9 protein-coding genes and 1 tRNA gene are annotated in these 12,109 nt (G+C 74.5%); 8 read left to right on the top strand and 2 right to left on the bottom strand.

Annotated features, from left to right (window positions below; all coding sequences use genetic code 11):
* Window positions 1-232: 232 nt before the first annotated feature.
* Entirely contained in the window at window positions 233-1,561 is a 1,329-nt protein-coding gene (locus FFT21_RS17295; RefSeq protein WP_137814918.1) for a cellulose binding domain-containing protein, read from the bottom strand.
* Window positions 1,562-1,797: 236 nt separating this feature from the next.
* Between FFT21_RS17295 and FFT21_RS17290 the strand changes: the two genes are divergently transcribed.
* From FFT21_RS17290 to FFT21_RS17275, 4 genes are all read left to right on the top strand, one after another.
* The gene (locus FFT21_RS17290) at window positions 1,798-2,835 is read left to right on the top strand and encodes a methionine synthase (RefSeq protein ID WP_137814917.1); all 1,038 of its coding nucleotides are present in this window, start codon (window positions 1,798-1,800) and stop codon (window positions 2,833-2,835) included.
* Between the two features lie 129 nt (window positions 2,836-2,964).
* The gene (locus tag FFT21_RS17285; protein WP_137814916.1) at window positions 2,965-3,633 is read left to right on the top strand and encodes a hypothetical protein; all 669 of its coding nucleotides are present in this window, start codon (window positions 2,965-2,967) and stop codon (window positions 3,631-3,633) included.
* A 73-nt stretch (window positions 3,634-3,706) separates the two neighbouring features.
* Window positions 3,707-5,821, top strand: a complete 2,115-nt coding sequence (gene ligA, locus FFT21_RS17280) for an NAD-dependent DNA ligase LigA (protein ID WP_225978500.1) — start codon at window positions 3,707-3,709, stop codon at window positions 5,819-5,821.
* Between the two features lie 50 nt (window positions 5,822-5,871).
* A complete protein-coding gene (locus FFT21_RS17275) occupies window positions 5,872-6,513 on the top strand; it encodes a GNAT family N-acetyltransferase (RefSeq protein ID WP_307722946.1) in 642 nt (213 codons plus the stop codon).
* Window positions 6,514-6,548: 35 nt separating this feature from the next.
* Here FFT21_RS17275 and selD read toward each other — a convergent pair whose 3' ends face one another.
* On the bottom strand, window positions 6,549-7,550 hold the full coding sequence (gene selD / locus FFT21_RS17270) for a selenide, water dikinase SelD (protein ID WP_137814914.1): 1,002 nt from the start codon (window positions 7,548-7,550) through the stop codon (window positions 6,549-6,551).
* A 129-nt stretch (window positions 7,551-7,679) separates the two neighbouring features.
* Between selD and FFT21_RS17265 the strand changes: the two genes are divergently transcribed.
* The 4 genes from FFT21_RS17265 (at window position 7,680) to selB (ending at window position 12,043) form a co-directional block, all read left to right on the top strand.
* Window positions 7,680-7,774: transfer RNA gene (locus FFT21_RS17265), tRNA-Sec, on the top strand.
* Window positions 7,775-7,983: 209 nt separating this feature from the next.
* Window positions 7,984-8,868, top strand: a complete 885-nt coding sequence (locus FFT21_RS17260; RefSeq protein WP_137814913.1) for a mycobacterial-type methylenetetrahydrofolate reductase — start codon at window positions 7,984-7,986, stop codon at window positions 8,866-8,868.
* A 42-nt stretch (window positions 8,869-8,910) separates the two neighbouring features.
* The gene (selA, locus tag FFT21_RS17255) at window positions 8,911-10,224 is read left to right on the top strand and encodes an L-seryl-tRNA(Sec) selenium transferase (protein WP_137814912.1); all 1,314 of its coding nucleotides are present in this window, start codon (window positions 8,911-8,913) and stop codon (window positions 10,222-10,224) included.
* A 31-nt stretch (window positions 10,225-10,255) separates the two neighbouring features.
* Window positions 10,256-12,043 (top strand): selenocysteine-specific translation elongation factor, encoded by a 1,788-nt coding sequence (selB, locus tag FFT21_RS17250; protein WP_137814911.1) that lies wholly within the window; start codon window positions 10,256-10,258, stop codon window positions 12,041-12,043.
* The last annotated feature ends 66 nt before the right edge of the window (window positions 12,044-12,109 follow it).

Below are 12,109 nucleotides of genomic sequence, written 5' to 3'. Positions count from 1 at the left end.
CTAGCCGCGCCCCACCGGCCGGTCAATGATTGTTTCCGCAGGTCAACACGGGTATGACCGGGGAGGTGTCGGGCGGGGCGCGCGGTCGGCCGGCGGTCCGGTCGCCGGTGATGTTCGGCACGCCCTCGCGCGAGCCGGCGGCGCGGGTACCCGCCGGCCGGCGGATGTCCGGAAAAGAAGGGGTGCGGCCCCGCAGCGATGAGCAGGACGCGGCCGGCCCTGCGACGAACCGTCAGCCCTGGTAGGTCTTGAAGATGTTGGTGAAGTCGTAGGTTCCCTGGGAGATGCCGCTGCAGGTGGGTTGCACCGCGCCGGGGCAGCCGCCGTTGTCCCGGCCGACGGACCAGAACCCGATCCGGGCGATGTGGTTGCTCTGCGCCCAGGACAGCAACTGCCGGGCGGTGGGTTCGTCGGTGACCATGCCGCTGTCGTTGCGGCCGATCATCGGCGTGATCGCGAGCATGGCGCGCTGGGCGGCGTCGCCGCGGCTCGGCCAGATGTTCTTCATCTGGTTCAGCGTGGCGTTGGCCGCGGAGATCATCGCGTCGCTCCAGGAGCCGGTGTAGCCGAAGTCCATCAGCATCGGGTTGACGACGACGTTCAGGCCGCGTGCGGCGGCGTCCTGCAGGATCTGCACGGAGAACGGGTCAACGCCGTAGTCCTGCCCCTGCACGCGCAGCGTGTAGCTGACCGCCGTGCCCCGGGACTGTCGCAGCCGCAGCAGCGCCTGGTTCACCGTGGCGACCGGGATGCTGGCCTCGACGTCCACGTCCAGGCTGTTGGCGCCGACCGCGTCGAGCACCTTGGTGTAGGCGTTGTACAGCGCGTCCACCGAGCCGCAGGTGTTCTCCAGGTACGGGCCCATCGCGCCGCCGGTGGACACGATCACGCTGCCGCCGAGCGCCTTGAGGTCGTTGACCTCGCCGATGACCCTCGGGTCGGCGAGCGGGACGGTGCCGCCCCACTGCGGTTCGCACCCGGTGCTGCTGGCCAGCGCGAACGCCAGGGTGAAGTCCTTCTGCCCGGTCGCCCTGGCCACGTCGGCCAGCGTCGGGCTGGCGTAGGTGATGTCGACGTACGGGGCCACCCGCTGACCGCCGCCGCTCTGCGGGGGTGTGACCGGTGACGTGGTCGTGGTGGTGGTCGTGGTGGGCGGCGGTGTGCTCTGGCCGCATGGTTGGCCGTTCAGCTCGCAGTTGGTCGGCTGCCCGGAACCGCTGGCGAGGAAACCGAAGCCGGTGGACGCCCCGGCGGCGACCGCGCCGTTGTACTCGCGGTTGGTGAACGTGTAGTGGTTGCCGCTGACCGTTTCCGTGGCGTCCCAGTAGGAGCCGACGGTGGTGCCGGCCGGCAGGTCGAACTCCACCCGCCAGCCGGACAGTGCCGTGTCGCCGGCGGTGATCGTGTACCTGCCCTGGTAGCCGGAGCCCCAGGTGGAATCGGTGCCGAACGTCGCGGTCGGACCGGGCGCGGCCGAGGCGGGTACGGCGAATAACAGGCCCAGGGGGAGCAGGCCGGCTCCGGCCGCGAGGGCGGCCAGCCGGGTACGGGCGGTGCGCATGGGTGCCTCCGTCAGCAGGGGGAACGGGCTACGCCACGGGAAGCGCCGGGAGCGGCGCTGCGATGAGCCAACGTAAGTGGCCTAGACCACCGCGTCAATGGTCCAGACCCATTTTGGAGCGAGGCTGGACCCGCCCGGCAGGGCGGGCGCGACCCGCCCGACACGTCCGGCGCCGGATGGGTCGGGACGGCGACCCGCCGTGTGGGCCCGCCGCCGGGCCCCGGACACTGGTGCGCGTGAGTGAGGCACCCTGGCCACCCGGAACCGCGACCGGCATCGGATCGCTGCCCGGCACCGACCCGCTGGAGGCGGCGCGCATCGTGCTGGGTGAGCTGCCCGACCTGCCGCACCTGCCCGAGCTACCGGCCCGCGGCGTCGGCGCCGACCTGATCGGCCGCACCGCCGCGCTGCTGGTCGACCTGCCGGTGGAGGTCGTCCCGTCCGGCTACCGGGTCGCCGCGCGGCCCGGGCACGACCACCGCAGGGCGCTCGACCTGATGGAGCGGGACCTGGACGCCCTCGAAGAGGCGGTGGAGCGCGGCGGTACCCGGCCGGCCCGGGTGAAGATCCAGCTCGCCGGGCCGTGGACGCTGACCGCGGGCGTCGAACTGCCCCGCGGCCACCGGGTGCTCACCGACGCCGGCGCGGTGCGCGAGTTCGCCGAGTCGCTGGCCGAGGGCGTCGCCGCGCACGTGGCCGCGGTGACCCGGCGCACCGGCGCACCGGTGGTGGTGCAGCTCGACGAGCCGACGCTGCCCGCGGTGCTCGCCGGATCACTGCCCACCCCGTCCGGTTACGGCACGGTGCCCGCGGTGCCCGAGCCGGAGGCCCGCACCCTGCTGTCCCGCACGGTCGACGCGGTACGGGACGCGACCGGCCAGCCGGTGCTGGTGCACTGCTGCGCGCCGCGCCCGCCGGTCGCGCTGTTCCGCGCCGCCGGCGTGGACGGGATCGCCTTCGACGCCACGCTGCTCGACCAGGCCCCGACCGCGCTGTGGGACGAGCTGGGCGAGGCGTGGGACGCGGGCGTGGTGCTGCTGCTCGGCCTGGTCCCCGGCACCGACCCGGCCAGCCCGCTGGCCCTGCGCGCCGCCGCGGAACCCGCGCTGCGCATGACCGACCGGCTCGGCTTCAACCGCCGGCTGCTCGGCGAGCGCGCGGTGCCCACCCCGCGGTGCGGTCTCGCCGGCGCCACCCCCGCCTGGGCCCGGAGGGCGCTTTCCCTGGTCCGCGACCTGGGCCGTGCGTTCGTCGAACCTCCGGAGGACTGGTAGGAACCGGCCGTGTCGTCCTCGCCGGCCCGGGCGCTGGGCGCTGGCAGTCACGGGGATATCCGCGCTGCTGGCGGGTGAGTCGAGCGAAACCGGGCCAGCGGGCGCGCCGGCCACGCGAGAATGGCGGCCATGCGGTGGTTACGGCGGCGTAGGCGCAGCGAGCCGGTCGGGCCCGATCCCCGGGCGGTCGCGGAGCAGTTCTGGCGGAGCTGGACGGTGGTGCTGCCGTTGGTCAGCGCCGCCCTGGGCGACGGCGACCCGAAGCGGTACGAGGCGGTGATGTGCGACCTGGTCGCCGGCATCCATCCGGACCTGCACTGGTCCATCGAGCGCGGCGAGCGCGCGGTGTACGCGCTGGTGGTCAGCGGCCAGGAGGACCCGCGGCTGCGCCCCTACACCGACGCGTGGAAGGCCGCCGCCCCGCCCGAGGACCTGATGTGGGAATACCACGACGCGGTGCCCCCGGTGCCCGATCCCACCGCGGTCACGGTCAACCTCGGCGAGCGCCGGGTCCGGCTGGCCGACGTCCGGGTGGCCGCCCAGGTGGACGAGTCCGAGGGCGTGGTGGACGTCGCCGTGCACCACCCGGAACTGGCCAACCTGGCCGGCGAGCAACGCACCGCGATGGTGTTCCTGGCGCTGGACGCCACCCTCGGCGAGCGGCTCGCCGGGCGGCGGCTGCGCCGGGTGGAGCCGGCCGACCGGGAGCCGGAGAACGCCGTGGACCTGCTCCAGCTCCGCGCCCTGGTGCGCGGCATGGGCGAAACCGAGGACACCCCCGAGGGGGCCGGCGGCTGACCTGCTGCTGTCGGGGGTGCGGATTAGGCTCGGCACCGTGAGCAGGAACGACGAGGTCCCCGAGGATCGGGCGCTGCCCACCGACCCGGCGCGCCGGCAGCACGCCGAGGGGCTGGAGGACGTGCCGGCCGAGGTCCGCGAGGAGCACGCGGCCCTGGTCGAGGAGGTGCGCAACCACCAGTACCGCTACTACGTGCTGGACGCCCCGGTCATCTCCGATGCCGAGTTCGACCGGCTGTTCCAGCGGCTGCAGGAGATCGAGGCGGCGCACCCCGCGCTGGTCTCGCCGGACTCGCCCACCCAGCAGGTCGGCGGCACCTTCTCCACCGAGTTCACCGCGGTCGACCACCTGGAGCGCATGCTGAGCCTGGACAACGCGTTCAGCGCCGAGGAACTGCGCGCCTGGGCCGACCGGGTGGAGAAGGAGGTCGGCACCGAGGTCCACTACCTCTGCGAGCTGAAGATCGACGGCCTGGCGATCAACCTCCTCTACCGGGACGGCCGGCTGGTCCGCGCGCTCACCCGCGGCGACGGGCGCACCGGCGAGGACGTCACGCTCAACGTGCGCACCATCTCCGACGTGCCGGAGCGGCTCACCGGCACCGACGAGTTCCCGGTGCCCGCCCTGGTCGAGGTGCGCGGCGAGGTGTTCTTCCGGGTGGAGGAGTTCGCCGAGTTGAACGCGCGGCTGGTGGAGGCGGGCAAGCCGCCGTTCGCCAACCCGCGCAACGCCGCGGCCGGTTCGCTGCGGCAGAAGGACCCGAGGGTCACCCGCAGCCGCCCGCTGCACTTCATCAGCCACGGCCTGGGCAAGCGCGACGGCTTCGAGCCCGCGCGGCAGTCCGAGTCGTACCGGGCGCTGCGCGCCTGGGGCATTCCCGCGTCCAGTCACACCAAGGTGCTCGGCACGATCGAGGAGGTCGAGGAGTACAGCGCCTACTGGGGCGAGCACCGGCACGACGCGGTGCACGAGATCGACGGCGTGGTGGTCAAGGTCGACGAGGTGCCGCTGCAGCGCCGGCTGGGCAACACCTCCCGCGCGCCCCGCTGGGCGATCGCGTACAAGTACCCGCCCGAGGAGGCCACCACCACCCTGAAGGACATCCAGGTCAACGTCGGCCGCACCGGCCGGGTCACCCCGTTCGCGGTGATGGAGCCGGTGAAGGTGGCCGGGTCCACGGTCTCCCTGGCCACCCTGCACAACGCCAACGAGGTCAAGCGGAAGGGCGTGCTGATCGGCGACCGGGTGGTCATCCGCAAGGCCGGGGACGTGATCCCCGAGGTGCTAGGCCCCATCGTGGACGTGCGCACCGGCAAGGAACGCGAGTTCCACATGCCGACGAAATGCCCGGAGTGCGGCACCACGCTGCGCCGGGAGAAGGAAAGCGACGTCGACATCCGCTGCCCGAACGCGCGGTCCTGCCCGGCGCAGCTTCGGGAACGGCTGTTCCACCTGGCCGGTCGCGGCGCGCTGGATATCGAGGTGCTCGGCTACGAGGCGGCCACCGCGCTGCTCGGTTCGGGCGTGCTGCACGACGAAGGTGAGCTGTTCGACCTCGACGAGGAGCGGCTGCTCCGCGTTGACCTGTTCCGCACCAAGGCCGGTGAGCTGTCCGAGAACGGCCGGAAGCTGCTGAAGAACCTGGAGTCCGCGAAGGACCGTCCACTGTGGCGGGTGCTGGTCGCGCTGTCCATCCGGCATGTCGGCCCCACCGCGGCGCAGGCGCTGGCCCGCGAGTTCGCCTCGCTGGACGCGATCGCCAAGGCCGGCGAGGAGGAGTTGTCCGGGGTGGACGGCGTCGGCCCCACCATCGCCGCCGCCGTGCGTGAGTGGTTCGAGGAGGACTGGCACCGCGAGGTGGTGGAGAAGTGGCGGCGGGCCGGGGTGCGGCTCGCCGAGGAGCGCGACAAGTCGGTGCCGCGCACGCTGGAGGGGCTGTCCATCGTGGTCACCGGCACCCTGGAGAGCTTCTCCCGGGACGAGGCCAAGGAAGCGATCATGGCCAGGGGCGGCCGCGCGGCCGGATCGGTGTCCAAGAAGACGGCCTTCGTCGTGGTCGGCGACTCGCCCGGGTCCAAGTACGACAAGGCGGTCCAGCTCAAGGTGCCGGTGCTCGACGAGGACGGGTTCCGACTGCTGCTGGACTCCGGCCCGGAAGCCGCCGCCGAGGTCGCCCACGTCGAGTGACGCGGAATTCGACGGCATTGTGTCGGGGCCGAGGATTACCGTGCCGAGCCGTGGACCACGTCAACCACGCCGATCCTGCCGCGGGCGCCGACGGTGCCGACCGGGCCCGCACCGCTGACCGCGTTGGCGCCGACCTCGCTGGCCGTGCCGCGGGTGCCGGGTCCGCCGGCCGCCCGGGCGGCGCCGTCCGGGACGCCATGGCCGGCACGCTGACCGTGCGCCCGGCGCGTGCCGACGAACTAGCCGCCGTGGGCGAGTTGACCGCGGCCGCCTACCTGGCCGACGGCGGGGTGCCCGAGTTCTACGTCGAGGAACTGCGCGACGCCTCGGCCCGCGCCGAGGCCGCCGAGGTCCTGGTGGCCACCGATCACACCGGCGCGCTGCTCGGTACGGTCACCGTCTGCCTGCCCGGCACGCCGCTGGCGGAGATCTCCCGGCCGGGCGAGGCGGAGTTCCGCATGCTCGCCACCGACCCGGCGGCCCAGGGCCGCGGCGTGGGCCGCAGCCTGGTGCGGGCCGTGCTGGACCGCGCCGCCGAACTCGGCGCCCGGCGGGTGGTGCTGTGCAGCACCACCGCGAACCACCGCGCCCACCGGATCTACCGGGATCTCGGTTTCCGCCGGTTGCCGGAGCGCGACTGGTCGCCCACCTCGGACATCCGCCTGCTCGCCTTCGCCCGCGACCTCGCCTGATAGCGCAACTGTCTGGTAACCAGACGGTCCGATGATCAACGCACCGCGATCGGGTGGTCACGCTGGGCGACGAGTTCGCCGATCACCTTGGCGCCGGGGATCTCGCCGGCCAGTAGCAGCCCTCCGGAGGTCTGCGCGTCGGCCAGCAGCAGCGCCTCCACCTCGTCCACCGCGTCGAGGTCCGCGCACGGCCGCACCCAGTCCAGGTTGCGCCGGGTACCGCCGCTGACGTAGCCGTCCCGGGCAGCCTCGCGGGCGCCGGGCAGGTAGGGCACCGCGGCCGCGTCCACCACGGCGGTGACCCCGCTGGCCCTGGCCAGCTTGAGCAGGTGGCCGAGCAGGCCGAACCCGGTCACATCGGTCGCGCAGCCGATCCCGGCACCCACCGCGGCCTCGGCCGCGTCCCGGTTGAGCCGCGTCATCGACTCCACGGCCTGCGGGAACACCTCGCCGGTGGCCTTGTGCCGGCTGTTGAGCACGCCGACGCCCAGCGGCTTGGTCAGCGACAGCGGCAGGCCGGGCTTGCCCGCGTCGTTGCGCATGATCCGCGCCGGGTCGACCAGCCCGGTCACCGCCATGCCGTACTTCGGCTCCGGGTCGTCCACGCTGTGCCCGCCGGCCACGTGGCAGCCGGCTGCTCCCGCGACGTCCAGGCCGCCCCGCAGCACCTCCCTGGCCAGGGCGAACGGGAGCATCCCGCGCGGCCAGGCGAGCAGGTTCAGCGCGACCACCGGCCGCCCGCCCATGGCGTACACGTCGGAGAGCGCGTTCGCCGCGGCGATCCGGCCCCAGTCGTACGGGTCGTCCACCACAGGGGTGAAGAAATCCGTGGTGGCGACCAGGGCGGGGCCCGCGCCGTTCAGCCGCACCACGGCCGCGTCGTCCCCGCCGTCCAGGCCCACCAGCAGGTCGCCGGCCGGGTCCACCGGCGTCCCGGCCAGCCCGCGAACCATCTCCTCTAGTTCGCCGGGCGGGATCTTGCATGCGCAGCCCCCGCCGTGCGCGTACTGGGTCAGCCGGTACGTCGTCGCGGTCACCCGCACATCGTCCCGCGATCGGGGGAGGCGCGCAGCACCGTGCCGGCGCGGAACCCGCTGGCGACCCCGGCGTGGCGCGTGCCCAACGAGCGGGAATACTCCGCGGGGAGGGCACCACGGTGGCCGCGGGGAGGCGTATCCGATCTGGTGATCGGCGCGGTCTTCAAAACCGTAGGGTGGCAGGATCTGCCGCCGGCGGGTTCGATTCCCGTCCGCCTCCGCCACCCACCGGGGGTCGACACCCAGCCGGGTGTTGGGCCGTTGGATGTCAGTGTCTTGGACCATTCGGACCTATACCCCGCGAGGTCGGTCCCCCTACCGTGACTACTCACTGGTAGCGGAGTCGACCGCGAGGTGGGTGAGGCTTCAGGCGCGATCCTCGAGTTCTGCCGAGACGGGTGACACGTCGACAGAAGGGAAACCTGAGGCCGACATGCACACCATCGCACTCGAACTGGTTCCGCCCGACCTCGACGGCGGCGTGGAGAAGGCGGTCGCGGAAGGCCGCAAGGTCGCCGACAACGCCCGTGCGTGCGGGTTGGACGGCCGCATCAGGCACATGATGATCCCCGGCATGATCGCCGAGGACGACGACCGCCCGGTCGAGATGAAGCCCAAGATGGACACTCTCGACTTCTGGCGGGCGGTCCGGCCCGAGCTGGGCGACATCCGTGGCCTGTGCACGCAGGTCACCGCGTTCCACGACAAGCAGCAACTCGCCGACCGGATCGGCGACCTGCGGGACGCCGGCATGGACGGCGTCATCTTCGTCGGCGTGCCCCGCACCATGGCCGACGGCGACGGCCCCGGTGTCGCGCCCACCGACGCCCTGTCCCAGTTCGAGGACGTCGTCGCCAACCGCGGCGTCATCCTCATCCCCACCCGCGAGGGTGAGCACGGTCGCTTCGGGTTCAAGTGCGACCGCGGCGCCACCTTCGCGCTGACCCAGCTGCTGTACTCCGACGCCATCGTCGGATTCCTACGCGAGTTCGCCCGGCACACCGGGCACCGGCCGGAGATCCTGCTCTCCTTCGGCTTCGTGCCGAGCGCGGAGAGCCGGGTCAGGCTGATCGACTGGCTGATCAAGGACCCGGGCAACCCGGCGGTCGAGGCGGAGCAGCGCTGGGTCGCCGACCTCGCCGAGCGCTCCTACGCGGAACGCCGGCGGGCGCTGGTCGAGCTGTACCAGCGGATCATCGACGGCGTGCACGATCTGGGCTTCCCGCTCTCCATCCACCTGGAGGCGCCCTACGGGAACTCCAAGCCCGCCTTCGACACCTTCGCCGAGATGCTCGACTACTGGGCGCCGGCGCCCTGACCGGTCACGGCGGCAGCGTCGCCGCCGTTCTAGGGTCGGTTCATGACCGATCCGCGACGTCGCATCCCCCGGGTGGACGCCGTGCTCGCGGACCCTCGGCTGGCCGCGGTCACCGGCTCGCTGGGCCGGGCGCTGGTGAAAGACGCCGTGGTTCGGGCGCAGCAGCGGGCCCGCGCCGGGGAAATCGCCCCCGAGGAGGTCGTGGACACCGCGGTGGCGCTGCTCCCGGCGCGGGCCACCGGGCTCCGCCCGGTGATCAACGCCACCGGCGTGCTGGTGCACACCAACCTGGGCCGGGCTCCGCTGTCCACGGCCGCGCGGGAGGCGGTGTGCGCCGCGTCCGGCGCCACCGACGTGGAGTTCGACCTGGCCACCGGGCGGCGGGCCCGGCGCGGCCGGGGCGCGCTGGCCGCGCTCGCCGAGGCGGTGCCCGAGGCCGGCGACGTGCACGTGGTCAACAACAACGCGGCCGCGCTGCTGCTCACCGCGCTCGCCCTGGCCCAGGGCCGGGAGATCGTGATCAGCCGTGGCGAGCTGGTGGAGATCGGTGACGGGTTCCGCATCCCGGAACTGCTCGCCAGCGCCGGCGCCCGGCTGCGCGAGGTCGGCACCACCAATCGCACCCGGCGGGCCGACTACGCCGAGGCGATCGGCCCGGACACGGGGTTCGTGCTCAAGGTGCACCCGTCCAACTTCCGGATCACCGGGTTCACCGCGGCCGTGCCGGTGGCCGAGCTGACCGGGCTGGGCGTGCCGCTGGTGGTGGACATCGGCTCCGGCCTGCTCGCGCCGCACCCGCTGCTGCCCGACGAACCGGACGCCGCCGCCGTGCTGCGCGCCGGCGCCGACCTGGTCACCGCCAGCGGGGACAAGCTGCTCGGCGGGCCGCAGGCCGGGCTGCTGCTCGGCGCCGCCGATCTGATCGAGAGGCTGCGCCGGCACCCGTCGGCCCGCGCGCTGCGGGTGGACAAGCTGACCCTGGCCGCGCTGGAAGCCACCCTGCGCGGCCCCGCCCCGCCGGTGGCGGCCGCGCTCGCCGCCGACCCGGCCGGCCTCCGCGGGCGCGCCGCCCGGCTGGCCGAGCGGCTGGCCGCCGCCGGGGTGCCGGCCGACGCGGCGGACAGCGTGGCCGCGGTGGGCGGCGGTGGTGCCCCCGGAGTCGAACTGCCCAGCGCCGCGCTCGCCCTGCCCGCCGCGTACGCCGAGCCGCTGCGCACCGGGGACCCGCCGGTGGTCGGCCGGGTGGAGCGCGGGCGCTGCCTGCTCGACCTGCGCACCGTCGACCCGGCCGACGACGACCGGCTGGCCGATGCCGTGCTGGCCGTGCGAGCGGCACGGGAGCACTCATGCACGTGATCGCGGCAACCGGCGCGCGCGGGGAGTTCCCGTGCACGTGATCGCCACCGCGGGCCACGTCGACCACGGCAAGTCCACGCTGGTACGCGCACTGACCGGGATGGAGCCGGACCGGTGGGCCGAGGAACGCCGCCGCGGCCTCACCATCGACCTCGGCTTCGCCTGGACCCGGCTGCCCGGTGGCGCGGAGATCGCGTTCGTGGACGTGCCCGGGCACGAGCGGTTCGTGCCCAACATGCTCGCCGGGGTCGGCCCGGTGCCGGCGGTGCTGTTCGTGGTGGCCGCCGACGAGGGGTGGATGCCGCAGTCCACCGAGCACCTGGACGCGCTGCACGCGCTGGGCGTGCGGCACGGGCTGCTCGCGGTCACCCGGTCCGACCTGGCCGACCCGGAACCGGCGCGGGCCGAGGCGCTGCGGCGGATCGCCCGCACCTCGCTCGGCGCGGTGCCCTCGGTGGTGGTCAGCGGCGCCACCGGCGCCGGCCTGGACGCGCTGCGCGCCGCGCTCGCCGACCTGGCCGGCGCGCTGCCCGCGGCCGACGCGGACGCGGACCTGCGGTTGTGGGTGGACCGGTCGTTCACCGTGGGCGGCGCCGGCACCGTGGTCACCGGCACGCTCGCCGCCGGCACCCTCCGCACCGGCGACGAACTGGTGCTCGCGGCCAGCGGCCGCCGGGTCCGGGTGCGCGGGCTGCAGGCGCTCGGCGAGAGCAGGGAGGTGCTCACCCCGGTGGCGCGGGCCGCGGTCAACCTGCGCGGCGTCGACCGGGACGCGGTGGGCCGCGGCGACGCGCTGCTCACCCCGGGGGCGTGGCTTTCCACCAGCACGGTCGACGTGGTCGTGACCGGCGGCCCGGTCGGCGACCTGCCCGGGCACCTGGTGCTGCACGCCGGGTCGGCGGCCGTGCCGGTGCGGCTCCGCCCGCTCGGGCCGGACACCGCCCGGCTGGCCCTGGCCCGGCCGCTGCCGCTGCGGGTGGCCGACCGGGTGCTGCTACGCGACCCCGGCCAGCACCGGGTGGCCGGCGGGGCCACCGTGCTCGACGTGCGGCCACCCGCGCTGCGCCGCCGAGGCGCCGCCCGCGCCCGCGCCGCCGAACTCGCCGACCTGGCCCGGGGCGCTGTCGAGATGTCCCGGGACGCCGCCGAGCGCGCAGCGCGGCTGCACGTGCGCCACCGGGGTTTCGTGCCCGGCGCGGAACTGCGCGCGATGGGCCTGCCCGCGCCCGGCGAACCGGTCGCCGGCGGCTGGCAGGTCGACGCCGAGCGGTGGGCCGCCCTGGTTCACCGGATCGGCCCGGACGTGGAGCGCTGGCAGCGTGGCCACCCGCTGGAACCCGGCGTGCCGGTCGAGGTGGTCCGCCACGCCCTGGATCTGCCGGACACCGCGCTTGTCGCCCCGCTGGTCCGGGCGGCCGGGCTGACCAGCGCGGGTGGGCGCATCCGGACCGGGGCGGCACCCGAGCAGCTGCCGCCGAAGGTGGCCAGGGCGGTGGACGCGGTCACCGAGGACCTGCGCGCCCGGCCGTTCGCCGCGCCCGAGGCGCACCGGCTGGCCGAACTGGGGCTGGGCCACCGCGAACTGGCCGCGGCGGTGCGCGCCGGCCGGCTGGTCAAGATCGCCGAGGGGGTGGTGCTGCTGCCCGGCGCCGAGCAGCGGGCCGCCGCCACGCTCGCCGACCTGCCGCAGCCGTTCACGCTCAGCGAGGCCCGCCGCGCGCTGGGCACCACCCGCCGGGTCGCCGTGCCGCTACTGGAACTGCTCGACCGGCGCGGCATCACCGTGCGGCTGCCCGACGACACCCGCCGGCTGCGCTGATCGATTCGGTCGGCGCTTCGTGCTGCGCCGGCCCGGTCGGGTGACTAGGTTCGGGGGTGCCGGTGA

The organism is Gandjariella thermophila (genome assembly GCF_005405885.1).
Taxonomy (GTDB): domain Bacteria; phylum Actinomycetota; class Actinomycetes; order Mycobacteriales; family Pseudonocardiaceae; genus Gandjariella; species Gandjariella thermophila.
Note: the sequence above shows the minus strand (reverse complement) of the source record. Positions and strands in the feature narration are given on the sequence as shown.

What these genes read in the sequence shown, in the direction of transcription:
- FFT21_RS17295 (WP_137814918.1), bottom strand. Translation starts at nt 1,561, where the DNA reads ATGCGCACCGCCCGTACCCGGCTGGCCGCCCTCGCGGCCGGAGCCGGC.
- FFT21_RS17285 (WP_137814916.1), top strand. Translation starts at nt 2,965, where the DNA reads ATGCGGTGGTTACGGCGGCGTAGGCGCAGCGAGCCGGTCGGGCCCGAT.
- FFT21_RS17260 (WP_137814913.1), top strand. Translation starts at nt 7,984, where the DNA reads ATGCACACCATCGCACTCGAACTGGTTCCGCCCGACCTCGACGGCGGC.
- selA (WP_137814912.1), top strand. Translation starts at nt 8,911, where the DNA reads ATGACCGATCCGCGACGTCGCATCCCCCGGGTGGACGCCGTGCTCGCG.